This window comes from Erwinia sp. AnSW2-5 (assembly GCF_045107195.1).
Taxonomy (GTDB): Bacteria; Pseudomonadota; Gammaproteobacteria; order Enterobacterales; family Enterobacteriaceae; genus Erwinia.
The window spans coordinates 115,872-142,034 of the sequence record NZ_JBJGXA010000018.1 but is presented as its reverse complement, the minus strand read 5'-3'; the positions used below and the strand labels follow the sequence as shown (position 1 = coordinate 142,034).

Genomic DNA, 26,163 nt, shown 5'->3' with positions numbered 1-26,163 from the left:
ACCTTCTTTTCCGGTCGAACCGTAATGAAGTCAGCAGGCTGACCGAAACAGAAGGTCAGCCTCTACATGGCCTGGTATCTCTCCTTGTAGGGTTCGACCTTCTGTTTCGGTCGAACCGAACTTTCAGCGCTGTGGGTAATGTCTGAACTCCGTCTGTGTTTCCATCCTCTTTGTCTGCGCGGCAATGACATCAAACTCATCCGCCTTTACTACCTCGGGTATCATCAGCTGAATAAAGCTCCACACCACCGCGCTGGTGATCGCCACCTGGTCCGGTTTTTCCTGCGTCACGGGGCGGGTTTCGAGCGCGGTTTGCCACGCATGACAAGCCGCCAGTAACTGCCCGGTCACGCGATCGGTCCACGGCTGATGTTGCTTCTCCGCCGGGCGCAGATTGTGCTCATAGACGTGCTGCACGGCTTTTTCACTGGCGGCCAGAATCACACCCAGCAGCGCTAAATCGGTCGCCAGCGCGGCCGGTGCTGTGGGGAGTAACTGATGCTGTGCGTCAGCCTGCGACTCGAAATAGCTGAGGATCAGCGACGAGTCCATCAGCTGTGTGCCGTCGTCCAGAATCAACGTTGGTGCTTTCACCACCGGATTAAGCTGTGCAAACGCGTCAAAAGTGCTGAAAACCGACAGCTGCTGGTTTTCAAATGCCACGCCGTAATACGCCAGTGAAACCGCTACACGCCGCACATACGGCGAATCCAGCATACCGATCAGCTTCATTTCAACTCCTCATCGTCAGGTTAAAAATCGCGTAACTCATCAAACAGAGTCATCAGCCGGTTTTTATCGAACGGCGCTGATGCACCTGCGGTTTGTTGTTCAATCCGGCATAACAGACCATAAAGCACCTCACCGATCTCTTCACGCTCTATCGTTTCAATGATATTGCTGCGGCGATCGATGGCATTAAACGCCTCGGTGTAACTGCGCACCATCGCTTCGGCGCTGGTGGCAACGCTGGCCGCTTCGCTGGAGGCATCAATATCGCGCAGCGAGGCCAGCATTTTTTTATACAGTGTGGCGGCTTTTTTCGCGTTGGCGGCACTGATATGTTCACGTCCATCCCAGTCCCGGAACGGGTTATTCAGGTTTTCTGCCAGCCATTCCGGTTTACGCGCTTGCTTGATCGCCAGATCCACACCCGACAACGCGGCTTTCTTCCAGGCTTTTTTAATGGCACTCGCTGCGTCAGCAGGCAGGCTGTTCATCCACAGCAGTGACAGATGCGGTAACTGCGGCGGCGCGGGAAAATCCTCCGGGCCGAAGCCAAACAGGTCGACGGTGGTGAACATCTGCAAATCCGCGAGGCGTGACAGGCTGGCCATATTGCTCACCATGCCCGGCTTACCCCACAGACGCAGGGTGGTTAACGTCGGGTAATCATCGGCAATCGTGGCGATATCGACGTCTGCCACCTCGGTTAAATGTAAGCCGCCCAGCGTATCCAGCCCCTGCAGTTCAGGCAGCGTTTGCCTGTGCTGAACGGTCAGATCACGGCCAAGATAGCGGCTATTAATCTGCAACTCTGCTGTCGGGGGGCGGGTAAACGAGAGCAGCTTCAGGCCATCGTTGAGCGACAGGGCGGTCAGCCCCGTAGGATCAAGGATCAGGCGTTGCAGCTGGCTGCCGCTGAGATCGAGCGACGTGACGCCGGATGACGCCCACTGGAGTTCATAGATAAAGGCGTGCTGATTAACGTACTCCGCCAGCCCGGCACTGCCCTGAGTGGTGTCGAGCGAGGTGAGGCAAGGAAGCAGGTCCAGTTCAGTATAATCCGTGATGCCCTGTAAAAAGGTATCGCCAATTTTACTGGTATTCTCCGGCAGCACGCCAGCGGGCAGGGTGACCTGACGCTCGCGGGACGCGGCTTTAAAGCGAGCGCGCTTTTCCGGGGCAATCCGGTCCCAGCTGCGCTGCTGATACAGGCTGCTACCGACATTCCAGCCGCCGCCGTAGCTGTTTACCTCTTCATTCACCAGCGGCGGAATATTTCCGACCAGGGTGTAATGGGACGGAACGCTATCGGGCAGGAAGGTGTGATCGTGGCGGCCACGCCAGAAGAAGAAATCACAGATCAGCGGCTGCATCGCAGCCAGTTCGGCCTGATCGGGTAAGGCATTACCCGACCAGTTGAGATCCAGCACCGCCACCAGATTCCCCTCTTTCAATGCGGTGATCTGGCAGGCAACGTACTGCTGAAGTTTGGGATAAAAAACACAATAGATATCGCCTGGCGTGGGTTTCATTCCCTGTCTTTCCCTGAGGTTAGGTGGTTGTTGCCGCTGAGTGTCACGATTTCAGTATGCCGGGGCGTGAGGGGACAGACAATGGGAAAGTACTGGAATGGCGTGCTGAATAGAATGTTAAAAGGGGGGGGGAAGTGGCTCTGATGTGGATGATTGCTGATTTGGCAAGCTCTGCGATGGAAGACAATTCAAATGAATGTGTTTTCCCACTACTATCCGGCGAGGACCAACCATACCAGCGGTCAGGATAATTAGGGACGTTATTCACAGGGAGTTTTCATGATAAACAGAAAAATGCAGCTTTTGACTTTGTTCAGCTCACTTCTCACCGGTTGCGGATTGATGGGCGACTATATCCCCCCAGATGAAATGGCACAGGTCTCCAGGACGGAGGGTGGATTTTGTTTCCCGATTAAAAAACCTGGTGATTATTACGCTTATTACCTGTCGATAAGAGATCGTAATGCGCCTGAGAGGTCTGGATACAACAAGTTGCACCCTGCGATAAAGATTGATCACAGCCAGTTCTGTATCCCTGATACTTACTATTCATTCCCGGACTCCGGTGATATACGCGTTGATATTGCTTTACGTTCACCAACGAAAAAGATGAAACGCCGCGATATTGTGTCTGAATTCAGAATGGTGAAGGGTATGCCGCATCCCTTCACTGCGGATGAGTATTCAGTACCTGGTTATGATTTTGAGGATTAGCGATCGCGGTAAGAGGGTGGTTGACGTTGATGCTGAAACCACTCCGGTTTCTTCACGGCAGCCACCTTTTTGGTGCCAGATTGGAAATCATCCAGCAGAGGGGCTTCGTTGTGAGGAGAGGCTTTGCTTCTGGTTGTTGGGGGGATCAGCTTAGGTGGTTTGGTTTGTGCCAGGGGCGGACCTAACGTGGTTTTAAAAGATCCCCCCATGAAGTGGCCAACTTTATCGACCACTTCACCGTTCCAGAGCCTTGCGTCTCTACCGAGATACGCTGCACGTTCGGATGTTCTGAAGTTATGGGCACAGACTGAGCTGCGGACGCCGGGACTAAGGCAGACATCAATAAAAGAGTCCCTCCGATCATTGAACGGATACTTACGGTATGCATCATATCTCCCTGTTTATGCTAAGCGGTTTGAGATTAGCCTGATCCGCGAGCGATCGCGAGTCGCAGAGCAATTTAACCGTCAGAGCCTGAATCAGCGAGACAACCATTCACCAAAGTAGAGGCGAACAGCTTCCCTGTTATATTTGTCTTCCCCACGCCATGCTGCGGCCGCGGCCGACCAGTCGCTCTTGCCGTGAACCGGGCGATCAAATGATGCTGGCCTGAGCACGTCCAGGTGGGCAAGGATGTCGATGATGGTGCGTCGCTCGTCCTTCGACGATTTAACGGCGGCAGCCAGTCGCTTTTCTAACGCACCAGCATGGTCGGTCGGTTCGCTTGATTCGATGGTTGAGAGGATACTCCGAAGGATCACGATGTCCTCATCCGTCGGGTCTGGAATGTCGGTGCGTTCCAACTCTTGCAGATCAAACCACGTATAGATCAGTTGACCGTGACGCACGCCGCCCCACTTAATTCGTTCGAAATTGAGGACGTTGAGGTCCTCATTTTCATACTGTTCAGCGCCAATCGTCAGCCCGGGAACCACATCCCGGCAAATGCTGCAGGTATGGCTCGTGCTCAATATTGAACCGTCCGGTCGGTAGCTTTGCCCGCTGACAACCGGCGCGTATTGATGAGGAACCATTTGACGCGCGAGAGTGTATGAGGCGATGCCTGAGCGCCAGTCGAGTCTTTTTGCCGACAGGCTGGCGAGAAAAGCGTGCGCCGCTTTGGTTGGCGACATCTGCTTCGCCATTGCCAGCACCTTCTCCAGACATTCGTCGTGGGTCAGGTTGACCGGATCGAACATCACCCCCTGGGATTTTGCATAGGCGAAATCTGCGGGGTCGGTCTTTTGTTCAGTGAGCCAGCCGCTGCTGCTCCAATATGTTTTGAAAAGTATCTTCTTTGCTTTTTTGTCCATGATGGCTTCCGAAAAGTCTGTCGTTGGGCCTGCGCCAGTTGCTCAATGATGTCATCCAAAAAAAAGTAACCCACATTACGACTCAGGGGGTTTTGTCAGGCGGACATGCCTTTCCAATAACGTCGGCCAGAAATTCCATGACCATAACAGCGGAGGGATCGCGTCTGTACTCTGGATAGGCAACCAACCATATGCTCCTGACCGGGGGAGGTGAACTGACCGGCAGTTTTATCAGCGAGCTGTCATCGTCCCCCATAAAGCAGGGTAACGTCACCACGCCCAGCCCACCCCTGGCAGCCTGCTGCTGTGCCATCAGGTCGCTGGCCCTGAATATAATCTGCCTGCCGTTCAGCAGGGATCCCAGCCATTGTTGCTGCGTCACATGATCCAGCGCGTTCTCATAGGCAATGAATAGCCAACTGTCGGGCGGCTTATCCAGCCAGCAAGGTGAAGCATACAGGCCAAAACGCATTGTTCCGATCCGCCGTGTCAGCAAATCGGGATCATCCGGTCTTGTCAGACGGACCGCGATATCAGCCTCGCCTTTGTTCAGTTGAACATGATGGGATACGCCTGATAATGAGAGTGAGATAGTCGGGTGACGCTGCGTAAAATCAGCCACGGCCGGTGCAATCAGCTGTGCCGCTACCGCCGGGCTTGCGCTGATCCTGACAGCCGTCGTTGGCGCAGCAGACAGCGACTTAGCCTGTATACCCACCCGGTCGGCAATCCTGTTCATTTCATCAGCCAAAGAGGCGATCACTTTGCCCTGTTCAGTCAGGGCGGTACGCCTGGGCAAACGTTCAGTAAGACGAAGGCCGAGTGACGTTTCAAGGGCGGCGATACGGCGGCTTACGGTGGCATGGTCAACGCGAAGCTCTTTTGCCGCAGCGGACATGGAACCGCAGCGGGCCAGAGCAAGAAAGTAATGTAAATCCTGCCAGTCCATTGACGCTCTCCTTGTGCATTTTTACCCATACATGGCTCTTTTATACCTGTATTTTCCCTGACATAAACGACTTTATAATTCTTCTCACTTAAACAGTGAGGTCAGCATATGTCAGTAGCCATCGTTATCAGCCAGCCGGGCGGTCCCGACGTCCTTAAAGCCATTGAAATCACGCTGGATGAACCGGACGCCGATGAAGTTCAGATTCAGCATGAGGTGATCGGCGTTAACTTTGTGGATATTTACTTCCGTTCAGGGCTTTACCCTTTGTCATCGTCCCCGATTGTGCCCGGGTTTGAAGGGGGCGGGGTGGTAACGGCAGTGGGGCATAACGTACGCGGTTTTACCCCTGGCGATCGCGTTGCCTATACCGGGAACCCGATGGGGGCTTATACAGAGTTCAGGAATATCCCTGCCAGTCGGCTGATTAAAATACCCGATGGGGTGAGTATTCGGACCGCCGGAAGCGCTATGCTGAGGGGGCTTACCGCACATATGTTGCTTCACAAAGTACGGAAGGTGAAAGCGGGTGACTGGCTGCTGGTGCATTCTGCTGCGGGCGGTCTGGGGCAGATTGTCACGCGTTGGGCAACCATGAAAGGTGCCAGGGTGATTGGTACCACGGGGTCCGCTGCTAAAGTGAACATTGTGCAGGCTGCCGGTGCCGCTGAAGTGCTGCTTCACACTGATGCGGCATGGGCGGAACAAGTGCGCGAAATTACGCAGGGTCGCGGAGTGCATCTTGCCATTGATGGAATTGGAGGAAACATGCTTGCTGCTACGCTCGGCGTGGTGCGCCCTTTTGGCATCGTCGCAAGCCTGGGGCAACCAGCCGGGCCTATTCCACCGGTGCGTGTCGAGGATCTTGGCTTCGCCCGTTCAATCGCACTGATGCGGCCAAGTTCCATAGCCTATGCTGACGACGCCGATCTCTACAGACAGGGGGCCAGCGACCTTATGGCGGCTCTGCAGAATGGACTGGAAAATCACGTTGGAGCGGAGTATCCCCTGACGCAGGCAGCGCAAGCACACGCGGACCTCGAAGCCGGGCGCACAACAGGAAGTGTAATACTGACCGTGTAGATTCCGTTGTCGCAAGGGTAAAAGCAGAACCCGCCTCTTCTGATTTTACCCATCACCTTAAATGATGGCCGGGATTTCCCCGATCGATGGAGATGTCCCGGCGTGGTTAACCTGTCAGTGAAACGTCCTGCTTTGCGTTTCTGTCGGTGATGAAGAAACTCTGACCCGGAATGCAATAATCAGCGCGGCACTGAGCATGATGCATGCCGCCGTGATAAAGACCCCCGTCACGCCGTTGAGGCCATATATCAGGCCACCGATAGCGGCACCGGCAGCAATTGAGGATTGAACGGCGGCGACCACCATCCCGCCCGCACTCTCTGCTTCATCTGGAAGTGTCCGTGCCACCCAGCTTGACCACGCCACCGGTACGCCGCCAAATGCCAGGCCCCACAGCATCACCAGCATCGTCAGCCCCACTATTGATAATGGCATGATGATCATGCCCAGTGCGGCGGCACCCACCAGAGCGGGCATCATGATGAGCGTAAAACGCAGGCTGCGTTCCATCAGCCATCCCGCCGCCAGTGTTCCGCAAAAGTTAGCCAGTCCAAATCCGAGCAACAGTAACGCAAGCCCTTCGGCATCCACCTGTGCCAGACCTTCCAGCGCAGGCCGTATGTAGGTAAAAAGCGCGTACTGGCCGGTGTGTGCCAGCACGCACCCCAACATACCCACGCTAACACCCGGCCGACGCAGCAGGGAAAAGACCGATGCCGTTTTACTGCGCATGAGCGGTGGCATCCCGGGCAGCGTGAAATACTGGAAAATCAACGTGGCGACACCCACTGCGGCTGCGGCAATAAAGGCACTACGCCAGCCTGAAATCCCCCCCAGATAACTGCCCAGCGGCACGGCAACAACCGTACCTACCGCGATACCACTAAAAATAATCGACAGGGCGCGCGGTACCAGCCTCTCTGGCACCAGACGCATCGCTACCGCCGCGGCCATGCTCCAGAATCCACCCAGTGCGATACCCAGCAAGACGCGCATTGCCAGCAGCATGACAATACCCGAAGAGAGCGCAACGAGCAGGTTTGAAAAGACCATCAGCGCAGTGAAGCTCAACAATACGGCGCGCTTGTCAAACGCACGGGTTAATCGCGGGACCAGTAATCCGGCAAATAACGCAATGACCGCCGTCGCCGTGACGGCCTGTCCTGCAACAGACTCTGACACACCAAAATCCTGCGCCATGGGCGTTAATAAACTGGCAGGCAGATATTCTGCGGTGAGTAAGCCAAAAACGCCCAGGGTTAACGAAAACACCGCCCGCCAGGCAGGCCGGATTTGCTCATCGGTGTTTGATACTGCGTTGTGCTGCCTGATAGAGGCTTCATTGGTCATGACTGAGATTCCCGATAAAAGGTTTTAAAGGACGAAGTCTATTCAGGTGTGGCTGGATGAGCTATGCTCTAAAACCCTCCTTTATTACCCGAAAACCCGAATATGGTCATGACTTCACCTTTTGCCCTCTCATCTGAACTTATCAGTGAACTGCTTTCTGGCCTGCGACTTAACGGTGTGCGGTATCAGCGTATTCAAACGGGCAATACCTTTGGTTTGAATTTCGCCAGCCGCCCCGGTCATGCTTACCTGCACTATGTCGCGGTGGGGGATGTGGTGCTTCAGACTGCCAACGGCGATTGTTTCTCGCTTTCGGCCGGGGAAGCCCTGTTTATTCCCCACGGCGGAGAGCACCAGCTTTTGTCGGCAACGGCCGCTGATGTGCTGGACCTCGATGATTTTGAAGCGGTACTCCTGGATGAAAACGTGAGTGGGATTGATACCTGTCCCAGCACCCAGGAAACGCCCGGTGCCGTGCTGTTCTTTGGCTGCATGGACATTGATTTGGGGAGCATGCAACGGCTGGCGGGCGTGATGCCTGAGGTTATGCGTGCGGATGCGAAGGGGGCTAACTGGCCGGGGCTGATGCATATCCTGGATGCGATGAAGCGTGAGATATGCTCCGGGCGCGTGGGCTATGCCGGGATCCTCGCCAGGCTGGCCGATGTAGTTGCGGCGATGTTTATCAGAGGATGGGTGGAGGGCGGTTGCGGCACCAGCCAGGGACTTGCTGCAGCACTGCGCGATCCGCGCCTGGCCCGTGCTATCCTAGCGATTCACCGCGAGCCGGGCCGGGACTGGAGCGTGGCAGAACTCGCCGCCGAATCGCATATATCCCGATCCGCCTTCGCCGAAAGGTTTCAGACCACCATCGGTATCCCGCCGCTGCGCTATGCAACGGAAGTGCGGATGCACCTCGCCGTCCGCTGGTTATCGTCAGAAAAAATAACCGTCGATCGGGTATCGCAGCAGCTGGGTTACTCGTCACAGGCCGCTTTTAGCCGGGCTTTTAAGCGTGTAACAGGCAAGTCTCCCGGCGCAATGCGTGTTGCTGGCAGCCCCCAGGGTTTCAGAAGCTAACCGGTCTGAGGTTATTTCTTCTTCTTCAGCATCGACTGCAAATCAGCAAAAGGATTATAGGTGGCGGCACCCACATCATTTTGCGCATCTTCACCCGCCACAACGCGGGTGCCGTACTGGTCAGCTTCCGTGTATTTCGAGTGTTCGTGGTCATGGCAATACAGGCACAACAACTCCCAGTTACTGCCATCTTCCGGGTTATTGGTGTGATCGTGATCCATATGGTGAACCGTTAATTCACGCAGGTTGGAATAGACGAACTCGCGCGCGCAGCGCCCGCATACCCACGGATAGATTTTGAGTGCTTTTTCACGGTAGCCGCTTTCCAGCCGCGCGTAGTTTTTGGGGATCAGAGCCATGAGCGATGTCACCTGTTAATAAGACGAAAATTGACGATATTGCGGCAAATTATATCCCATCTGGCACGGAAGGAGTATTGAAAGAGGCGGGGGAGCGGGGAGCGGTATTACTCAGCCCGGATTGATGGTATCGCTCAATCCGGGCTGAGTGACTTCAAAGATCGACTGGCGGGCGAGGTTATTTCGCCAGCAGTTCTTTACGCACGATTTCTGCGCCTGCACTTAATGCATCCAGCTTGCCTCGTGCGACGCCACGCGGTAACGGGATCATGCCGCAGTTGGTGCAAGGATAGAGCTTGTCGGCATCAACATACTGCAGGGCTTTACGCAGCGTCGCGGCGACTTCTTCCGGTGTCTCAATGTTATTGGTTGCTACATCAATGGCACCCACCATCACTTTCTTACCGCGAATGAGTTCCATCAGCTCCATAGGAACATGAGAATTCATACATTCGAGTGAGATAATATCGATATTCGATTTTTGCAGTTTCGGGAAAATCTGTTCGTATTGTCGCCACTCGGTGCCCAGCGTCTTTTTCCAGTCAGTATTGGCTTTAATGCCGTAGCCGTAGCAAATATGGACAGCGGTTTCGCATTTCAGTCCTTCGATAGCGCGTTCCAGGGTAGCGATCCCCCAGTCATTCACTTCATCGAAGAACACATTAAATGCCGGCTCATCAAACTGGATAATATCAACGCCGACAGCCTCTAACTCTTTGGCTTCTTCGTTAAGAATTTTGGCAAATTCCCAGGCGAGTTTTTCACGGCTTTTATAGTGGTTATCATACAGCGTATCGATCATCGTCATTGGACCCGGTAAGGCCCATTTAATCGGCTTGTCGGTTTGCTGGCGTAAAAACTTAGCATCTTCAACAAACACCGACTTCTTGCGGCTGACAGGGCCAACAACGGTGGGCACACTCGCATCATAGCGATCGCGAATTTTAACGATCTCACGTTTCTCAAAATCAACACCCTCAAGGTGCTCAATAAACGTGGTAACAAAATGCTGACGCGTTTGCTCACCGTCGCTGACGATATCAATACCCGCCTGCTGTTGATCGTCCAGGCACAAACGCAGCGCATCTTTTTTGCCGTCGGCTAATTCCTGATCCTGCAATTTCCACGGGGACCAGAGTTGCTCAGGTTGTGCAATCCATGAAGGCTTAGGTAAGCTGCCAGCCGTGGACGTGGGCAATAACTTTTTCATAATAGAAACCTTGTATTTGTTTAATCAAAGAACGGGAGCAGCAGACCATTGTTCAAGAAGAGTTTGATAGGGTTTGATGAATTTCTCTTCTGTAAACTTTCCTTGTTCAACAGCCAGCTGGCTACGTTCTTCGCGATCATAAGTAATGAGAGTTAATGAATGGTCCAGCTGCGTCAGGTTGGGTTGATAATGCTTTCCTGCCGCAGAATTCGCATTGTAAATCTCTGGTCGGTAGATCTTCTGGAAGGTCTCCATCGTACTGATGGTGGCGATAAGCTCCAGGTCGGTGTAATCATTCACCAGATCACCCACGAAATAAAAAGCTAACGGCGCAACGCTGTTTGCAGGCATGAAATAGCGCGCCTGTAAGCCCATTTTATTGAAATAGTGATCAGTCAGGGACAGTTCATTCTGCTGGTATTCAATCCCCAGTGCAGGATGCTGATAACCCGTCTGATGATAGGTGTTTTTACTGGATACGCTCAGGCAGATAACGGGCGACTTAGTAAAGTTTTCTTTGTAGATATCTGAATCAACAAAGCGTTTAAAGATATTGCCATGCAGGTCGCCAAAATTAGCGGGGATGCTAAAGTTGGATTGGTTTTTATTATGCTCTGGCAATACCACACTAAAATCATAATCGCGCACGTAAGAGGAGAAGTTATTCCCCACGATGCCTTCAATACGTTCGTCTGTTTGTTTATCAATGATATTGGTTTTTAAAATTTCAATTACCGGGAAGCTGTCGCTGTTGCCTGCAACCGCAATATTCATCTCAACGGAGATAATTTCCAGTTCGACAGCGTAACGATCCCCTTTGGGATTGTTATCATGCGCCAGGGAATTAAAGCGATTGTTCATCATCACTAAGGCGTTACGCAGGTTCTGCTGGCGTTTCGTTCCGCGAGCCAGATTAGCAAAGTTGGTTGTAATACGCGTATTTTCGGATGGATTATAATTCTCATCGAAACAGATGCTTTTTATGGTAAACGCAAAGTTATTATTCATCGTAATCTGGTATCCTAATTTCCGCTACAAACCTGAACCTATTTCCTGCACTTATCATAAAGCTGCACTGTTCTTTTCAGGTTCCAACATTCGGTCGTCTGCACACATTCTATAGTGCATATTTTATGCCAGAGTCCCCGTGTGAGGGGAAGTGATTTAATTTCACAGCAACATGAGCGATTTTCATGATCAGGGGGAGGGAGGAGCGGGATTGTGGCGAAAGTTCATCATACTCTCCAATCGCTCAGGGTTCACTCACATTTCATCTGCCACTTTGCCTGTTATGCGCCTTCCCCTGACCGCCGCTCCTCGCGTACCGGCAATTTATCGTCCAGACTTACCGCAAAGGCATAGTCTGCGCAGGCATTGTGTTTTACACTGCGCGCTGAAAATTGAGTAGATTAACGATTAAGTAGGCGACAATGGCGATGAACGGCACGATCACAACCTGGTTTAAAGAAAAAGGCTTTGGATTTATCAAAGATGAAAACGGCGATAACCGTTATGTTCATGTGATTAAAATCGCCAATCCTGAGCTGATTAAGAAAGATGCGGCGGTGACGTTCGAGCCGACCACCAACAGCAAAGGTCTGTCCGCTTATGATGTGAAAGTGATCCCGGAAAGCGCCTACATCTATATCGCGGGCGAGCGCCTGAAGCTCACCTCGATCAAGTCTTTCCTGGTGTACAGCGAAGACGTCCCGGCTGAGACGCGTATTGATAAAGAAAATACGGTGCTGTCTGTCGGCATACTGATGAACAGCATCAGGCCGAAATCAGCCACGCAGCCGGGTGAGATGCGTACGGTGAAAAAACTGGCGATCACCACCTTCCAGGGAACGACGTTAATCTTCTCGGAAGATGAGATCGACATCGACAGCACGGTGAAACTGCTTAAGGTATAAATCGCCCGCCGGGTGCTTAGCGGAAAAAGCTCGCCAGGGCTTCAGCCAGCGCCTGCGGTTGTTCATCCGGAATAAAGTGGCCGCTGTGCTCAATGGTGATGCCGGTAACGTTATCGGCAAACTGACGCAGTGGCACAGCCATATCGGCAATGGACCCCTGATCTGCGCTGATGGCAAGTAACGGAAGCGTCAACTTACCTTCCTCGCGCAGCGCCCGGTTTTGCGCAGCTGATGTGGCCACCTCGCGGTAGGGGGCCAGCCCGGCACGCAGTGCGCCATTCTGTGTTAACAGGCGCAGATACTCCGACATATCGGCGTCGCTAATTGCCTCAGGGCTGGCGGTTTTGCGCCGCAGAAACCACTCCAGATAGATCTCTTCCCGCCCGGCGATCAGCGCTTCCGGCAGATCGGGCAATAAATGAAAAGCGAAGTGCCAGGTTTTCCATGCTGTATCCGGCGTGACGGGCAGGGCATCCGGCAGGGTAATACCTGGAATACCGGCATCGAGCAGGGCCAGCCGGACCACCTGCTGGCCGTAGCGCATGGCGTACGGCCAGGCCACCCAGGCTCCCACATCATGGGCGGCAAGGTAATAGCGCGCCATCCCCAGTTTTTGCATCAGTCCCTGCACTTTCCCGGCCAGCGCCAGGGTATCGTAGCCGAACTGCGGCTTGTCGGAGTCACCCTGGCCTGGCAGGTCCGGCGCGATAATCAGATAACGGTCGGCCAGCCGTGCCATGACCTGACGCCATGCATACCAGCTCTGCGGGAAACCCGCCAGCAGCAGCAGGACCTCACCCTGCGGATTACCGCCCTTAACGTAGTGCAGGCGAACGCCCTCTACCGTTGCGTAATAATGGGCAAAGCCGGGCATATCGGTAACGGGGTGTGACCAGGGCTGTGCGAGCGAAGTGTCAGACATATAAACCTCCAGATATTAGGAAATGATCGTTCTCTTAATGGGTAAAATTTTTAATCGAGCAGCGTCAGTGCGGTTGCGATCAGCCTGTCACGAGCGGGGAGTTCGTCAATTTTTCCTGCCACGCGCATCCCCAGCACCAGGCACAGCAATACGCCGCTTAGCGCTTCAGCATCATGTTGTGGATTAACCGAACGGTCCTGCTGACCCTGTTCAACCAGCTGCTGAAGGGATCGCTGATTACCCTGAAGCGCGCTGGTGACCAGCCCGGCAAGTTCGCTATCGAGCTGCTGTAATTCCACGGCGCTGCCGACCACCAGGCAACCGCGTCGCCCTTCAATATCGCTGGCAGACTCAAGGTAGAAGCGCAGCAGTTCTGCAATCCTGCTTCTGCCATCGGGCTGCTGCGCCAGCCGCTGGCGTAGTGCTTTATTACGCAGCGAGGTATAGCGCACAAACACCTGTAGAAACAGACCGCGTTTGTCGTGAAAGGCTTTATAGATGCTTCCGGCGGTAAGCTGCATTGCCTCGCTCAGATCGCTGATCGAGGCGCTGTGGTAACCTTTTTCACGGAATACCACCATGGCGAGATCCAGCGCGGTATCGGGATCAAATTGCCGGGGGCGCCCACGCTCACGTACTCTCTGCGGCTGTTGAGACATTTTTCTACCATTTAGGAAATGATCAATTCCTAAATGTTGCCATAGATGCGGGTGAATGAAAAGAGGGGGAGTCATACAATGAAGCCGAACGGATAGTTTTAAGTCGGGTCGGTATTTGGTTAATGCCATGCCACCAGAGTGACCACTAACAGTTACGGGTGCTTAAAGCAGGTCGCTTTAGGTCGTGATCGTTCTGCGATCTTCTCTGCAAGGGAAGGGCAGCCAGAATGAGCGCTGAAAAGTCGGTGCGAAATGAGATTATTTCAAAAGGGCTTTGGGGGCTGCTTTGTGCCAGGAGCGGACATGGCTAACATCATGATGTACTAATCAATGGGAAGCAGGTCAGAGGAACAGCAGCAAAGACGACAATTCTTTATTGGACGTGGTGGCTTACGCACGTATCCCCTTGTAGCGGTAAATACAAACGTTTTAATTACATGGTGCCACGCCAGAAATGATCCCAGTGTTTGGCCTGCTATTACTGATGGTGTAACTCTTTGGTCAAAGAATGAAGAACAGAATAGAATAGCTTTGCACGAAGCAGCTATAAAACTGTTAGAGGCCTCACCTGAGCCACTAGCTGTACTGGAGTCTTTTGCTGAACGTATCACTCCGTCATCATGGACTGGTAGCCTGGCGAACATAATACAAGCTAGAGCAGGGGCCATCAGTATGCTAACCAAACACGGGCGTACAGATATCTCTGAGGCTGCCAAAGTAGTTAGTGAAAAAATGATTCAGTGTATCGAACGCCAAAAAGAACGCGAACAACGGGAAGATAGTGAAAGAGAACAGCGGTTTGAATGAAGTTAGCCCCTTATTGTTCTTTGCGCTCGACTTTCCACACCCCGGCAACAACGCGCCATGTGCTAATATCGACGTCGAACTGCTTCTACTTTGAGGATCCCGCTATGACCCCCTTTTATCAACTCACCGCGACCAGCCTTAGCGGCCAGCCTGTCTCTCTGGCCGACTACGCGGGTAAGGTGGTTCTGGTAGTGAATACCGCCAGCCAGTGTGGCTTCACTCCACAGTACGGCGGGCTTGAAGCGCTCTACAAAAAATACGCCGCCCAGGGTTTGGTGGTGCTGGGTTTCCCCTGCAACCAGTTCGGTAAACAGGAACCTGGCGGCGCCGACGACATCGCGCAGACCTGCCACATTAACTACGGTGTGAGCTTCCCGATGTTCGGGAAAGTCGAGGTCAACGGCACCGCAGCACACCCGCTGTTCCGTTACCTGAAAAACGAACTGCCCGGCGTGCTGAGTGGGCGGATCAAGTGGAACTTCACTAAGTTCCTGATCGGTCGCGACGGTAAACCGCTCAAGCGTTTTGCACCGTTCACCACCCCGGAGAAGATGGAGGCCGCAATCCTTGCTGCACTTGAAAACTAAGTCTTTATTGCTCTGTACTGCTCAGAAAACCATTTCTGTTGTCCGGCAAATTCAATCCTGACGTGCGTCCTGGGTGAGAAGACGCGTGCGGCACACATCCAGAATTTCATCAGCAAGATCGGAATTATCCGGGCAGGCACGGGACAGCACCAGGGCGCCGACAAGATGCGCAATGGTATCTATCAGCTCGGCGCGCGCTCCCTCTTCATTTCCTAAAACGGCCAGCTGACGTTCGATCCCGGCGGCAAATGTCGCCTTGATTGACTCAGACTGACGCGCTGTATCCGCGCCCAGTGCCGACATCACGCAACCCTTTCCCATATTATCGCGGTGCTGGCGGGAAAGGTAATATTCAACAAATTTCTCCCGTTCCACACCTGCCGTGCTCTCTGCGGACCGCATAAAACCACAGCTCATCGCCTCCGCCATCAGATCCGCCTTGGACCCAAAGTGCTTGTAGAACCCGCCGTGGGTTAAACCAGCCGCTGACATCAGTTCCGCAATTCCCACGCCATCGTAACCACGCTCACGAAAAAGTTCTGAAGCCGTTTCAACAATGCGCATTCGGTTTTCCCGAACCTGCTCTTTTGACACTTTCATGCTTTCCTGCCCCTCTGAAATATAGGGTTGAGTATACATTGATGATGATCATAATCAAACCAGTTGACATTATAGATTACGATCATCATCATTATACCAACACCTTGAACCCTCACTGAGCAGGCGATTAAACATGACAAACCAGACTTTATTTCAACCCTACGAGCTGGGAACAATAACCCTTGCCAACCATATCGTGATGGCACCACTGACGCGTAACCGGGCAGGAGCAGGTCTGGTTCCCAGCGAACTGGCAGCAACCTATTACGCCCAGCGAGCCACCGCAGGATTGCTGATCACCGAAGCCACGCAGATCTCAGCACAGGCGCAGGGCTATCAGGATACGCCGGGGATCTACACGCAGGCCCAGATTGATGGCTGGCGCAAAGTGACTGACGCGGTTCATGCCAAAGGTGGCCGCATCTTTGTACAGCTATGGCACGTAGGACGGATCTCACATGTCGATTTACAGCCAGGTGGCGCTGCGCCGGTCGCACCGTCTGCCATCCGTGCCGAGACTAAAACCTTTGTGAACAACGGATTTGCTGACGTTTCTGAGCCACGCGCGCTCGAATTGCATGAAATTCAGGGGATTATCGACGATTTCAGACAAGCCTCGGCCAATGCCATTGCCGCCGGGTTTGATGGTGTCGAGATCCACGGCGCGAATGGTTATCTGCTGGAACAGTTCCTTAAAGACGGTGCCAATCAGCGTACCGATGAGTACGGTGGCTCTGTCGAGAACCGCGCGCGCTTGCTGTTAGACGTCACTGCGGCCGTTAAAGAGGAAATTGGTGCTGACCGCACCGGGGTGCGCATTTCACCGGTTTCTCCTGCGAATGCGATTTCATGCAGCGATCCGCAGCCGCAATATGACTATGTTGCCGATGAACTTAATGCTTTAGGCATCGTATACCTTCACGTGGTTGAAGGCGCTACGGGCGGGCCGCGCGATGTCGCGCCGTTCGATTACGGCTCCCTGCGCCGTCGCTTCAAAAATACCTGGATTGGCAACAACGGTTATGACCTGGCGCTGGCGTCCACTCAACTGGCAGAAGGCAAAGCCGATCTGTTCGCCTTCGGTCGTCCGTTTATCTCCAACCCGGATTTGGTTGAAAGGCTGAAGACAGGCGCGCCTCTCGCTTCACTCAACCCTGAAACGCTTTATGGCGGTGGCGCAGCGGGATATACCGATTACCCGTCGCTTGCTGAAACCAGCAAGTAAAGCAGCTGTCACGGTTCTCACTGGGTCGCATAGTGCGAATTCTGTTTATATATCAATTAAGAAGATCAACTTATGACTAAAGCTTCAGTTCTTATTACCGGCGCATCCACGGGTATTGGTGCGGTATACGCTGAACGGTTCGCCCGCCGTGGACACGACCTTGTTCTGGTGGCACGCGACAAAGCAAGATTAGAGGTACTTGCCGCTCGTCTGCGACAGGAAAATGGCATTGCTGTCGATGTTCTGCCTGCCGATCTTACCCAATCGGCGGATCTGGAAACGGTCGAAGCCCGCCTGCGTGAAGACACGCAGATTGGCATTCTTATCAATAACGCGGGTATCGCGCAGTCCGGCAGTTTTACAGAGCAGACGCCTGAATCGATAGAACGCCTTATCGCACTGAACGTCACCGCCCTGACCAGACTGGCCAGTGCCGTGACACCACGGCTTGTGCAGGCAGGTGAGGGATCAATCGTCAACATCAGTTCCATCGTGGGCCTGGCCCCGGAATTTGCGATGTCGGTTTACGGTGCAACCAAAGCCTTTGTTCTTTTCCTGTCTCAGGGAATGAACGTAGAGCTGTCATCTAAGGGCATTTATGTCCAGGCGGTGCTCCCTGCCGGTACTTACACCGAAATTTGGGACCGCGCGGGTATCGACATCACTCATTCGGCAAAATTCATGGAAGTGGGCGCGTTAGTGGATGCCGCACTGGTCGGTTTTGATCGCCGTGAACAGGTCACCATTCCCCCGTTACATAACGCGGCACGCTGGGACACCCTCGATGCGTCGCGTCAGGCTTTGCTTTCAGACATCAAACAGGATGAAGTTGCTGAGCGATATAAAGCACTTTAATGAGTGAGGTGCATCTGCAGAACGGTCTTATGGCTGTTCTGCAGAGCGGTAAATCCGACTCAATCCCTCACGGCGTATCGTCTCATCAGCGATGAAACACTCCAAACACATCATAAAGGCTTGTTCAGCATGACAAAAAAACGTGTAGCACTGGTGACAGGCGCTTCCTCAGGTATTGGCGAAGCGTCTGCTCATAAAAAGTCTTCAGCTTGATGCTAAAGACTAAAAAATGAAATTTTCGCAACCATAACGGTATCAATGTTGCTGCGGTGCGCGCATTTGCAGACTGGATAGCCGACATCATCTGATATTGCCGTTATGATGTTGTTAATGTCCGCTCCTTGCTCACCGTCCCCCGACGAATGAACAGCGAGGGAAGCTATTTATACGAAGGAAGTCAGATGCTGTTGCCAGATTCAAGTTTTATCAAAACCCTGTATCAACCGACATCAGAACAATGAGCCGTCAGCTGTTTGTTTCTCTGGATGGGCCGAAGGGCGCCGGTAAAACCACACTGCTGGAAGCCATCACCAAAATGCTCAGGGCAGACAATAAAAAGGTGATCCGGCTTTGCGAGAGAAAAAGCGATCCTTACAGGGCAGGAACCATGGCCCTTGTTAACCAGCTCGCCAGACATCCCAGCCAGGATTTGGAATGGGCGATCTGTCAGCGCTTTGCTGCCAGCCGTGCATGGATTTCACAGCACGTACTGACTAAACAGCCAGCGGACAGCATTATCCTGGTGGATCGCTGGTATCCCTCGGATGCCGCGTTTCGTCGGATGGTGCCATTTGCCGGGATTTTACAGCTTAATATTGAGCGAGGCGTGCGAACGCCAGATCTGCATGTCGGGGTGGTGACTGCCCCTGATATTTCATGGGCGAGGGCTGCAGCCCGGTCGCGTGGGCTGGGCAGTACGGTGATGCGCAGGCTGGAAGAGCATATTGCCTGTACCGAGGCGTTCGAGCGAGAAACGGCACATCACGGCTGGTTTTTATGCCGCAATGAAGGCGCGATTGAAGACGCCACGAGGCAGGTGATTGCTGAGATCTACAAAGTACCTGGATGCCCATAACCATCGGTGTTTGGGCAGAGATTCAATCATTCCAAACAACAAAAAGCCCGCTCAGGTTTCCCTGAGCGGGCTTCTTAAATTTGGCTCCTCTGACTGGGATCGCCTTTGCCAGCAACTGGCTAATAAGTAAGCTAAACCTGAACTCTCTTTCTGTTAAGACCACCAGTATGACCACCTTTTTAGGTTCAATCTCGAAGTCTGAAGTGTGAAATATGAGGCTGAAGAGTATTCTACACGCTCTGTTTTGGATCATTACCTAACTGATACTTGCCCTAGCAGCCCAAAAAACATAAACAATGTTAATGCCATAATCCATCATCCCAAGCTATAATGTTTGTCCATGATTTTAGAGATAATTTACTGTCTTTATGGACAGGTGATCATGACCTTAAGGCTGATAGTGATTAAGATAGGATGGCAATGCCGAGTATAATTATATGAACAGTATTTTTGAAAGAGATAATGACAACATCCAAGTTCTTTCACTGTTTTCTGGCGGTGGTGGTATGGATTTTGGTATTGAATCAGCCGGAGGTCAGGTTGTTTTTGCAAATGATATTGTTGAGAACGCTTGTAAGACTCTAGAGAAGTATTTTCCTGAATCAGAAGTTAGGCTTGGCGATATATCAAATATCCAAAATTTTCCACATGTCGATGTTGTTGTTGGCGGCTATCCTTGCCAATCGTTTTCGATGGCGGGTAACAGGAAACCGGATCTCGATGCTCGAACGAATCTTTATAAGCAATTTTTGCGCGTATTGAATATTGTTCGCCCAAAATATTTTGTTGCAGAGAATGTGTCTGGGTTGCAGCACCTTGGCGCGGGTAGTTTTTTAGAACAACAGCTAATAGCATATCAACAAGCTGGATATCAAGTGAGTTATCATCTTGTTAACGCCAAGGAATATGGTGTTCCTCAATCACGTAAGCGCTTATTTATTATCGGTGTTAGAAACGATTTAGGACAATGTTTTGAATTCCCTCTTGCAACACATGGTAAACCGAGCCAAAAGAATCCGCACCTAAAACCTTATGCATCACATGGTGATGCTATTTGCGATTTGCCTTTATGGCCCGAAGGTGAGTTCTATGAACGCCCGCATGACCCTGAAGGTCATTTTTCATGGTACTTCATGTCGAGGAATCGTAAGGCAAAGTGGGATAGCCCAGCTTATACAGTGGTAGCTAACTGGCGGCATGTTACATTACACCCAGCAAGTCCTGTCATGAAACTAACATGGTCAAATCTTGATGATGGTTGGAAACAGCGCTGGGACTTTTCCGATGAATATGAACACTTGGCCGTGGATGAAACTCGCCCGAAATTGGAGCAGGCCAGACGTTTGTCGTGGAGAGAATGTGCCCGGATACAGACCTTTTGCCACGATTATGAGCCAGTAGGAGATATCGATGCCAAATTTACCCAAATAGGTAATGCGGTACCTCCTATGTTAGCTGAGGTTCTTTTTAGCCATCTTTTTTCAGGCGAAGGCTTGAAAAATCTTTCGATAAAAAGCAGGTGATGCGATGGGCGAGTCATTTCCGGTTACTTTAGATGAGTGGAACACAGCCCTAGTTAATGCCATTTTTTTTGATCCTGCTAGTGCAGGAACAACATTGAGTCGTATTGATGCGACCGGACGCATATTTGATAAATTAAAAGGTCCACGTAGCAAAAAGGAAGCTAAAAATAGTTTTTTGAAAGCATTTGGCAATAATGCTGATGAGATACAAAATCATTTTAGAGATGAACTAAGAATTGATATATTAGCAGGAATAAACGGTGTCCCCCCTAATTTTGCTATCTTATATTTAACGTTACTTGCAGCTAGTGCTGACGATGATACCCATGAAGAAGGTGATTTTCGTGTCAGATTTTCCCTTCTATTAGGTTTTTATAAAGAAAAAAAATTTATATTTAGTGAACTTCCTAAAATGTGGGAGCGCTTAGAAAGATGGAGCCATAATAAAAAAGAATGCGCACGTCTTCTTTTGCCTGATCCTCAACGAGAAAGATTAATAGGTTATTCTAAACGACTTTCCTTCCCTTCTTACAAAGATGATTTGTTGCTAAGGCGTATAATGTCCAGTAAAGAACTGGATAGTCATTCAACATTTGAAGAAGTTAGCCAAGCTATTCATCAAAGGATAAATTACTTTAGTAAAATATTCATTATTGAATTTAGTCAGTTTAGAGAGCAGTTATTGAAAGCTTCATCGGCGCATGCCTTCAATAGCCCATTTTGGGGAGCTGTTCGAGATATCACAAGACATGATGAAAGCCAAAAAATAGCAAAGAATGGTAGGTTTTGTATACAATTAGATTCTGCTGACGTTTGGAATCCAGAAATCTATCTATTGATGGATCAGAAAGGTTCTGATGTATTTACTGCACAAGAGGTCTATACACTATCACAACAAACAAGTATCTATACTAAGGGCTATTATCAATCTAATGTTAATACTATGTTGGTACACCTTTCGTCATTATCACAAAAACAAAATAAAGGACTTTATCATTCGAAAATAGGAATGGCATTGCGGGCGGGATGTCTACCATTGTTTCACGATGAATTAGGCTATATTAGCTCTGATGGTCATTATTTTGATGATGGTCCGCTTTGTTTGGTGATAGATAGTAGTTATGTGAAAAACATTAGCGTGGCGAGTAAGAATATTAATTTGATATATAGTTCTTTGGCGTTAAATTCAGAATGTGATAAATGGAGTATTCTTGTTTTTGACGCAATAAGTCGGCAGGCACTAACTACCTTAGCGAATGCACTTCCTCAAAGTACCCAACGTTTTTTGATTCAAAGTTGGATGCCAGCAAGGCCTCGTCTTATTGGTGGGGCGAGATTCGGTCAGGCGGTATTACTTAACCCCGCGAGTACTCCGTTTATTCACTTCGAAGGAGCTAACAGTGGAAACTTCGTAATTAATGATTCTATGGGTAATGAACTTGCTACTGGTGAACTATCGGTCAATGACGAAGGGTTATATATTTCGCCGGAGAAAGTGGTTTCCATTCACGGACAAACACTATGTCGCTATCTATTAACTGTAGATCAACAAATTACGCCTCTGACTTATGAGGTTCATGTATTAGACCATGCTCCTGATGCGATTTATCGACGGTTAAAAGAACCTAGCAATTGGTTGGTTAATGGTCCTTTGGGCGTTTTAGTACCATTTGATGATGTTGCTCATAACGAATCTAATGCTGAATATGTAAATAAACAGAAGTTAAGTCCTATGGGGGGAGAGTGGTCATTATGGCAACAATATGAATTACCTCCTGCAGAACGTGAATCTACTGGTTTGCATAATATTCCCGTAGCGCTCGATTGGCTAGCTGAAGCATTGTCACTACGTTTCCAAAGGCGCAGCACGTTGTCTTTTAATGAACTAAATAAACATCTCATACCCGCTTCCAATGCAATAGGTATTCCTGCTTGGCGGCTACGCCGAATGCTATTTGCGTCTGGTTGGCTTTCTGTGATTGAAAGTCGGTATTCACCTTATCCATCAGTAATACAGACACCCCGCACAATCTCTATATTTGATGATAAAGCAGGTACAGTAGCTCGTATTTGTGGAATGATGACGAAAAGTGAACGTAATAAACTGAAAAATGCATTATCAGATAATGAGAAACTCGAAAGATGGTCAAGACGAGGTCATGATTTTGCAGTAGGTTGTATTACGCTAAATTTGTCAAGCGTTGAGCGTGTAGAGTTGCTGGTTAAACAGTTTGGTTTGCAAATTATTACCAAAGAAGATTTTCCTGTCAGTCCCTTAGGTGGTGTGATTTTACCAATAACTCAGATGGAAAATATTCCATCGTTACCAGTAAATATAAATGTGTCGACTTGGTTAGAAGGAAAAAATGATTGGTCTGATGAGTCAGCATTAACTGACCACAGTAGCAATGCTTTCATACGTTGTCGGGAGAAACAGCGCAATAGTTATTATATTGCTGGCCAAAATGGTTACTGGAAGACTGACAGTTTTGCTTGGGGATTGATGGCTCATACTATTTTTTCAAGGAAAACATTGGGTGCTAAAAATAACAATGGCGATCTCTTCTGGTCAAAAAACCTGATAGCATTACCACTTTCTATTACACAATGGTGGTTACATTTCGCCGGCGGTTTTCTTTCCATTGACGATGACGGCCAGGTTTTATTTTCTGGCGGCGGTGCTTCTATTTGGGGCGATATAGATCGTTCAGAAACTACTACGCAAGAGTATGACAACCGCGCTATTGTTCGCCGCTCGCGGGCGTTAAAATTACGTCGGGGGTGGTAGAACCTACATGACATATAGATTTTGCTTGTTTGATTTAAAAAGAATTTATTGAACTGGCACCTAGAGGAGTTTAATCAGGATGGTTAAAAAACAGCAAGTTATAAAAGAACGTCTGAGCCAGATGTATTTTTTTGGTACTGAGCCTCATGAATTAATCAACTGCCTGAAAGAATGTAAGCAAAAGCTTATTATGGCAGGTGCTAAAGCAGATAATTTGCCTAGAACATTACCTCAGAAATTACATTTTCTAAGTATGCTACAGCCAAAAGCCCGACTAGTTATTCATACATGGTTCCGTACTAATGTACTATTTCCTGAAACGGATGAGCCTGAAAAAATTCTTGATCAGCTTCTGTTAACAAAGCGTAACGATAACAACAAAATAGAAGTGACAAGACCACTATGGCGAGCCATTTTGGGATTTTATGTATCTCAATCCTGTCCTGAAATCATTGAGCGATTCCTCAATGATGAGCCAGTATTGTCACCTCATGATGATATTGAAGAAGACTCCGAGAGTTTCTTGGAAGATCAATCTTTCAATGTAACGGAAGGTGATCTAGAACAATGCTTACTAATCAGCCAAGGGCTCGATGTTCCATCTGATCGTATATTGCCGATGTTTATGGCTGGTCTCGTTGATACGCTTAATGGTGAGCAAGAAGCTGCCAACGTATGGAAGAAAAAACTATCCACACATGCCTTCACTATGGTGAAAAAATTCGAAAGTATTATCACAGAATTTGAATTTGTTCATCACAAGAAAGAAGCTAATGACGTTGAAGTTCTATCAGCTGAGTTTATTGCAATAGAAAATATGGATGACTATGTCATCGATAGCATAGCTTTTGTCGGTGTCGTTACCAAATTGCTTCCTAATGATGCTTTCTTTGTTTCACCTGTCGCTTTATTTGTTAAAGATAAACTTTGGTCACTTTCAGAAGAACAAGCTAAGATCTTATATCCTCATCGTGGTGAAGTCGTTGGGTTTATAAACAATTACACCAAAAGTTTCACGCAGGGAGAGTTGGGGGTTTGGCAGGCTGAACATCGACCGTCCGACAAACCAGCTCAATATGTACTGGCTGACTACAAGTCGCGTGTATACCCCGTTATCAGACTTCCCCATTTATCCAGTGACCCCGACTCTGTCAGAGAGTGGTTATTAACTCAGTATAAACCACAGGATGAATCACCAACTATTTTTTTGCTGGACGATGGGGTGGCATTAAGACTTCCCGGCGATATATCCGATCCTAAAAAATATGACTTCGATGTGCCACTCGATAGCTACAAAAAATTGGCCTGTATTGAATTACATTCACAGAAAACCATCATTGTGACTCAGCTTCCTGTGGCCAGCGAAAAATACGATTGTGCTCCTGCTGTTACATGGATAAAACGTCTGGTGAAGCTAAATTATTCATCAATTAACTTTCCTGTTTTCAACAAAACACATTTAAAAAATTTAACTAATTTTATTACTGAGCATGTGCCAGAGAGTAATGCTTATCTCCGTGCATTGGATCACCTCGAGCAGATTGCTGACTCAAGAGAACTGTTGGACGATATGGTTCAGCGACTGCTGAAATTGCCAGTAATAGAGTCTCAGATTAATATAGAGAAGAAAGCGATTCTGGCTGATTATGAAAGTGAACAGGATCATTTAAGACAGGCAATTGCTTCTTTGGCAGACAAGAAAGCACAGCTTGAATCGGAAATCGATAAACAAAAAAAACACTTCAAAACTGAAACAGAGAAATCGAAAAAAGCGCTTCGCCAGCAAGAAGTTGAACTAGATTCACGTATCAGAAAAACCTTCGAAAATGCGTCACAAGCTGGTGTCGAAACACTAGCACAAGCGGCCTTGTTACGTGCATTGGTCGCTGATGTATCGATGCCAGTTTCTCAATCAGATCTTACGGTTAAACAGGGTCCTGCTATGGCTATTCCGCATTCTGAACCGTATCTATTGCCAATGGCGACTGAGATAACAAGCCAAAGACAGCTATTGACAGTGATGGAAAAACAGGCCGCTGCAACAGGGCTAAGTGAAACCTTTTTATCAGGTATTGTCGCTGCTGCGAATGTAACACCTATTGTTGGGTTATTGGGAAAACACACTAAAAAAGCGCTTTCTGCTATAGCTAATGTTTTTTCGGGCGGAGTTCGAGGGGAAGTTTCTATCCACGGTGATCTGTTTAGCATCAGTGATTTAATGAAATCTCCGGTATTAATCAGAAGTACGGAAAACACATGCTCCATGACTCTGGGGGATTTTTTGCTCCACCAGCAAGATAATAGATTGGCTACGGTGGTGGAGTTACGTGGATTTAACCGTATGCCACCAGAGACATTGTTACCTGAATTGAGTGACTGCCTGCTCAGTGGCGAACAAGCATCCGGGTTTTGCTGGGTGGATCAACATCAGACGCTGCGCCATCTTTCAATCAGCCAGCCGTTACTGTTTGTGTTGACGTTCGCTGTTGGTAAAAGTACGTTTCCATTACAGGGACCTGCTGCTCACAGATTGCCGATGTTCTTGGCCGAATGCATCTGGGGTGATGAGCTGCCTGCTAATAGTTCAAATGACATCACACCAACCTATGTAACATCAGCATTATGGCAATCGATTTATACAAGTATCCGTCAGTCTAAAACTCAGAATTATAATGAACAGCAAATCCTACAAACGACACTGAAATATTTCCATTATTCTGATGAAAAATCAGAAGCGATTACCAAGCTAGCGTTTGAATCTGGGCGTAGTACATCGGAGAAGATCGTTTCAGATATTGAGCCACTAGCGCCAACACTAATGAATTATGCTCGGGGAATTACGCAAGGTGAGGCTGCTGCTGTTCTCAATTGCCTGTTTCAGTCATAAGGAAGG

The 26,163-nt window shown here is 49.8% G+C and carries 24 protein-coding genes; 12 read left to right on the top strand and 12 right to left on the bottom strand.

Annotated elements, in window-relative coordinates; genetic code table 11:
* Positions 1-123: 123 nt before the first annotated feature.
* Together ACFL9S_RS14890 and ACFL9S_RS14885 are read right to left on the bottom strand one after the other, a co-directional pair.
* Complete coding sequence (locus ACFL9S_RS14890) at positions 124-732, bottom strand: glutathione S-transferase (RefSeq protein WP_405262669.1); 609 nt, start codon at positions 730-732, stop codon at positions 124-126.
* A 20-nt stretch (positions 733-752) separates the two neighbouring features.
* A complete protein-coding gene (locus ACFL9S_RS14885; protein WP_405262668.1) occupies positions 753-2,258 on the bottom strand; it encodes a hypothetical protein in 1,506 nt (501 codons plus the stop codon).
* A 279-nt stretch (positions 2,259-2,537) separates the two neighbouring features.
* Here ACFL9S_RS14885 and ACFL9S_RS14880 point away from each other — a divergent pair, with 279 nt between their 5' ends.
* The gene (locus ACFL9S_RS14880; RefSeq protein ID WP_405262667.1) at positions 2,538-2,972 is read left to right on the top strand and encodes a putative T6SS immunity periplasmic lipoprotein; all 435 of its coding nucleotides are present in this window, start codon (positions 2,538-2,540) and stop codon (positions 2,970-2,972) included.
* A gap of 479 nt (positions 2,973-3,451) precedes the next feature.
* Here ACFL9S_RS14880 and ACFL9S_RS14875 read toward each other — a convergent pair whose 3' ends face one another.
* Positions 3,452-4,285, bottom strand: a complete 834-nt coding sequence (locus tag ACFL9S_RS14875) for a hypothetical protein (protein WP_405262666.1) — start codon at positions 4,283-4,285, stop codon at positions 3,452-3,454.
* A gap of 82 nt (positions 4,286-4,367) precedes the next feature.
* Positions 4,368-5,234, bottom strand: a complete 867-nt coding sequence (locus ACFL9S_RS14870; protein ID WP_405262665.1) for a LysR family transcriptional regulator — start codon at positions 5,232-5,234, stop codon at positions 4,368-4,370.
* A gap of 108 nt (positions 5,235-5,342) precedes the next feature.
* Between ACFL9S_RS14870 and ACFL9S_RS14865 the strand changes: the two genes are divergently transcribed.
* On the top strand, positions 5,343-6,317 hold the full coding sequence (locus tag ACFL9S_RS14865) for a quinone oxidoreductase family protein (protein WP_405262664.1): 975 nt from the start codon (positions 5,343-5,345) through the stop codon (positions 6,315-6,317).
* A gap of 114 nt (positions 6,318-6,431) precedes the next feature.
* Here ACFL9S_RS14865 and ACFL9S_RS14860 read toward each other — a convergent pair whose 3' ends face one another.
* Positions 6,432-7,667: an MFS transporter gene (locus ACFL9S_RS14860; protein ID WP_405262663.1), complete on the bottom strand. Its 1,236-nt coding sequence runs from the start codon at positions 7,665-7,667 to the stop codon at positions 6,432-6,434.
* Between the two features lie 108 nt (positions 7,668-7,775).
* Here ACFL9S_RS14860 and ACFL9S_RS14855 point away from each other — a divergent pair, with 108 nt between their 5' ends.
* On the top strand, positions 7,776-8,747 hold the full coding sequence (locus ACFL9S_RS14855; protein WP_405262662.1) for an AraC family transcriptional regulator: 972 nt from the start codon (positions 7,776-7,778) through the stop codon (positions 8,745-8,747).
* A gap of 11 nt (positions 8,748-8,758) precedes the next feature.
* On the opposite strand, the gene yajD is transcribed toward ACFL9S_RS14855, so the two are convergent.
* The 3 genes from yajD to ACFL9S_RS14840 all read right to left on the bottom strand — a co-directional run bounded on the left by yajD (position 8,759) and on the right by ACFL9S_RS14840 (position 11,324).
* Positions 8,759-9,106, bottom strand: a complete 348-nt coding sequence (gene yajD, locus ACFL9S_RS14850) for an HNH nuclease YajD (protein ID WP_405262661.1) — start codon at positions 9,104-9,106, stop codon at positions 8,759-8,761.
* A gap of 178 nt (positions 9,107-9,284) precedes the next feature.
* Positions 9,285-10,316: a methionine synthase gene (locus ACFL9S_RS14845; protein WP_133841623.1), complete on the bottom strand. Its 1,032-nt coding sequence runs from the start codon at positions 10,314-10,316 to the stop codon at positions 9,285-9,287.
* A 24-nt stretch (positions 10,317-10,340) separates the two neighbouring features.
* Entirely contained in the window at positions 10,341-11,324 is a 984-nt protein-coding gene (locus tag ACFL9S_RS14840; RefSeq protein ID WP_405262660.1) for a DUF1852 domain-containing protein, read from the bottom strand.
* A 422-nt stretch (positions 11,325-11,746) separates the two neighbouring features.
* Here ACFL9S_RS14840 and ACFL9S_RS14835 point away from each other — a divergent pair, with 422 nt between their 5' ends.
* Positions 11,747-12,229 (top strand): cold-shock protein, encoded by a 483-nt coding sequence (locus ACFL9S_RS14835; protein WP_405262659.1) that lies wholly within the window; start codon positions 11,747-11,749, stop codon positions 12,227-12,229.
* A 16-nt stretch (positions 12,230-12,245) separates the two neighbouring features.
* Here ACFL9S_RS14835 and ACFL9S_RS14830 read toward each other — a convergent pair whose 3' ends face one another.
* Together ACFL9S_RS14830 and ACFL9S_RS14825 are read right to left on the bottom strand one after the other, a co-directional pair.
* Positions 12,246-13,151, bottom strand: coding sequence for an alpha/beta fold hydrolase (locus tag ACFL9S_RS14830; RefSeq protein ID WP_405262658.1), 906 nt, complete (start codon positions 13,149-13,151; stop codon positions 12,246-12,248).
* A gap of 50 nt (positions 13,152-13,201) precedes the next feature.
* Entirely contained in the window at positions 13,202-13,810 is a 609-nt protein-coding gene (locus tag ACFL9S_RS14825; protein ID WP_405262657.1) for a TetR/AcrR family transcriptional regulator, read from the bottom strand.
* A gap of 330 nt (positions 13,811-14,140) precedes the next feature.
* On the opposite strand from ACFL9S_RS14825, the gene ACFL9S_RS14820 reads away from it, so the two are divergent.
* Both ACFL9S_RS14820 and ACFL9S_RS14815 read left to right on the top strand, forming a co-directional pair.
* The gene (locus ACFL9S_RS14820) at positions 14,141-14,617 is read left to right on the top strand and encodes a hypothetical protein (RefSeq protein WP_405262656.1); all 477 of its coding nucleotides are present in this window, start codon (positions 14,141-14,143) and stop codon (positions 14,615-14,617) included.
* A gap of 104 nt (positions 14,618-14,721) precedes the next feature.
* Positions 14,722-15,204, top strand: coding sequence for a glutathione peroxidase (locus ACFL9S_RS14815; protein ID WP_405262655.1), 483 nt, complete (start codon positions 14,722-14,724; stop codon positions 15,202-15,204).
* A gap of 51 nt (positions 15,205-15,255) precedes the next feature.
* Here ACFL9S_RS14815 and ACFL9S_RS14810 read toward each other — a convergent pair whose 3' ends face one another.
* Positions 15,256-15,804, bottom strand: a complete 549-nt coding sequence (locus tag ACFL9S_RS14810; RefSeq protein ID WP_405262654.1) for a TetR/AcrR family transcriptional regulator — start codon at positions 15,802-15,804, stop codon at positions 15,256-15,258.
* Between the two features lie 133 nt (positions 15,805-15,937).
* Here ACFL9S_RS14810 and ACFL9S_RS14805 point away from each other — a divergent pair, with 133 nt between their 5' ends.
* The 3 genes from ACFL9S_RS14805 to ACFL9S_RS14795 all read left to right on the top strand — a co-directional run bounded on the left by ACFL9S_RS14805 (position 15,938) and on the right by ACFL9S_RS14795 (position 18,959).
* The gene (locus ACFL9S_RS14805; RefSeq protein WP_405262653.1) at positions 15,938-17,029 is read left to right on the top strand and encodes an alkene reductase; all 1,092 of its coding nucleotides are present in this window, start codon (positions 15,938-15,940) and stop codon (positions 17,027-17,029) included.
* A 72-nt stretch (positions 17,030-17,101) separates the two neighbouring features.
* Entirely contained in the window at positions 17,102-17,884 is a 783-nt protein-coding gene (locus ACFL9S_RS14800) for an SDR family NAD(P)-dependent oxidoreductase (protein ID WP_405262652.1), read from the top strand.
* A gap of 457 nt (positions 17,885-18,341) precedes the next feature.
* Entirely contained in the window at positions 18,342-18,959 is a 618-nt protein-coding gene (locus tag ACFL9S_RS14795) for a dTMP kinase (RefSeq protein ID WP_405262651.1), read from the top strand.
* A 22-nt stretch (positions 18,960-18,981) separates the two neighbouring features.
* On the opposite strand, the gene ACFL9S_RS14790 is transcribed toward ACFL9S_RS14795, so the two are convergent.
* The gene (locus ACFL9S_RS14790; RefSeq protein ID WP_405262729.1) at positions 18,982-19,173 is read right to left on the bottom strand and encodes a hypothetical protein; all 192 of its coding nucleotides are present in this window, start codon (positions 19,171-19,173) and stop codon (positions 18,982-18,984) included.
* Between the two features lie 223 nt (positions 19,174-19,396).
* On the opposite strand from ACFL9S_RS14790, the gene ACFL9S_RS14785 reads away from it, so the two are divergent.
* From ACFL9S_RS14785 to ACFL9S_RS14775, 3 genes are all read left to right on the top strand, one after another.
* Positions 19,397-20,482: a DNA cytosine methyltransferase gene (locus ACFL9S_RS14785; protein WP_405262650.1), complete on the top strand. Its 1,086-nt coding sequence runs from the start codon at positions 19,397-19,399 to the stop codon at positions 20,480-20,482.
* Between the two features lie 4 nt (positions 20,483-20,486).
* Complete coding sequence (locus tag ACFL9S_RS14780) at positions 20,487-23,270, top strand: hypothetical protein (protein WP_405262649.1); 2,784 nt, start codon at positions 20,487-20,489, stop codon at positions 23,268-23,270.
* Positions 23,271-23,349: 79 nt separating this feature from the next.
* The gene (locus ACFL9S_RS14775) at positions 23,350-26,157 is read left to right on the top strand and encodes a kinetochore protein (RefSeq protein WP_405262648.1); all 2,808 of its coding nucleotides are present in this window, start codon (positions 23,350-23,352) and stop codon (positions 26,155-26,157) included.
* Positions 26,158-26,163: the final 6 nt, after the last annotated feature.

Excerpts from the sequence above, each read along its gene's own strand:
- ACFL9S_RS14785 (WP_405262650.1), top strand. The coding sequence starts at position 19,397 with ATGAACAGTATTTTTGAAAGAGATAATGACAACATCCAAGTTCTTTCA.
- ACFL9S_RS14840 (WP_405262660.1), bottom strand. The coding sequence starts at position 11,324 with ATGAATAATAACTTTGCGTTTACCATAAAAAGCATCTGTTTCGATGAG.
- ACFL9S_RS14870 (WP_405262665.1), bottom strand. The coding sequence starts at position 5,234 with ATGGACTGGCAGGATTTACATTACTTTCTTGCTCTGGCCCGCTGCGGT.
- ACFL9S_RS14860 (WP_405262663.1), bottom strand. The coding sequence starts at position 7,667 with ATGACCAATGAAGCCTCTATCAGGCAGCACAACGCAGTATCAAACACC.
- ACFL9S_RS14820 (WP_405262656.1), top strand. The coding sequence starts at position 14,141 with ATGGGAAGCAGGTCAGAGGAACAGCAGCAAAGACGACAATTCTTTATT.
- ACFL9S_RS14865 (WP_405262664.1), top strand. The coding sequence starts at position 5,343 with ATGTCAGTAGCCATCGTTATCAGCCAGCCGGGCGGTCCCGACGTCCTT.
- ACFL9S_RS14830 (WP_405262658.1), bottom strand. The coding sequence starts at position 13,151 with ATGTCTGACACTTCGCTCGCACAGCCCTGGTCACACCCCGTTACCGAT.
- ACFL9S_RS14890 (WP_405262669.1), bottom strand. The coding sequence starts at position 732 with ATGAAGCTGATCGGTATGCTGGATTCGCCGTATGTGCGGCGTGTAGCG.
- ACFL9S_RS14880 (WP_405262667.1), top strand. The coding sequence starts at position 2,538 with ATGATAAACAGAAAAATGCAGCTTTTGACTTTGTTCAGCTCACTTCTC.
- ACFL9S_RS14825 (WP_405262657.1), bottom strand. The coding sequence starts at position 13,810 with ATGTCTCAACAGCCGCAGAGAGTACGTGAGCGTGGGCGCCCCCGGCAA.
- yajD (WP_405262661.1), bottom strand. The coding sequence starts at position 9,106 with ATGGCTCTGATCCCCAAAAACTACGCGCGGCTGGAAAGCGGCTACCGT.
- ACFL9S_RS14855 (WP_405262662.1), top strand. The coding sequence starts at position 7,776 with ATGACTTCACCTTTTGCCCTCTCATCTGAACTTATCAGTGAACTGCTT.
- ACFL9S_RS14815 (WP_405262655.1), top strand. The coding sequence starts at position 14,722 with ATGACCCCCTTTTATCAACTCACCGCGACCAGCCTTAGCGGCCAGCCT.
- ACFL9S_RS14780 (WP_405262649.1), top strand. The coding sequence starts at position 20,487 with ATGGGCGAGTCATTTCCGGTTACTTTAGATGAGTGGAACACAGCCCTA.
- ACFL9S_RS14845 (WP_133841623.1), bottom strand. The coding sequence starts at position 10,316 with ATGAAAAAGTTATTGCCCACGTCCACGGCTGGCAGCTTACCTAAGCCT.
- ACFL9S_RS14810 (WP_405262654.1), bottom strand. The coding sequence starts at position 15,804 with ATGAAAGTGTCAAAAGAGCAGGTTCGGGAAAACCGAATGCGCATTGTT.
- ACFL9S_RS14805 (WP_405262653.1), top strand. The coding sequence starts at position 15,938 with ATGACAAACCAGACTTTATTTCAACCCTACGAGCTGGGAACAATAACC.
- ACFL9S_RS14795 (WP_405262651.1), top strand. The coding sequence starts at position 18,342 with ATGAGCCGTCAGCTGTTTGTTTCTCTGGATGGGCCGAAGGGCGCCGGT.
- ACFL9S_RS14800 (WP_405262652.1), top strand. The coding sequence starts at position 17,102 with ATGACTAAAGCTTCAGTTCTTATTACCGGCGCATCCACGGGTATTGGT.
- ACFL9S_RS14835 (WP_405262659.1), top strand. The coding sequence starts at position 11,747 with ATGGCGATGAACGGCACGATCACAACCTGGTTTAAAGAAAAAGGCTTT.
- ACFL9S_RS14885 (WP_405262668.1), bottom strand. The coding sequence starts at position 2,258 with ATGAAACCCACGCCAGGCGATATCTATTGTGTTTTTTATCCCAAACTT.
- ACFL9S_RS14775 (WP_405262648.1), top strand. The coding sequence starts at position 23,350 with ATGGTTAAAAAACAGCAAGTTATAAAAGAACGTCTGAGCCAGATGTAT.
- ACFL9S_RS14875 (WP_405262666.1), bottom strand. The coding sequence starts at position 4,285 with ATGGACAAAAAAGCAAAGAAGATACTTTTCAAAACATATTGGAGCAGC.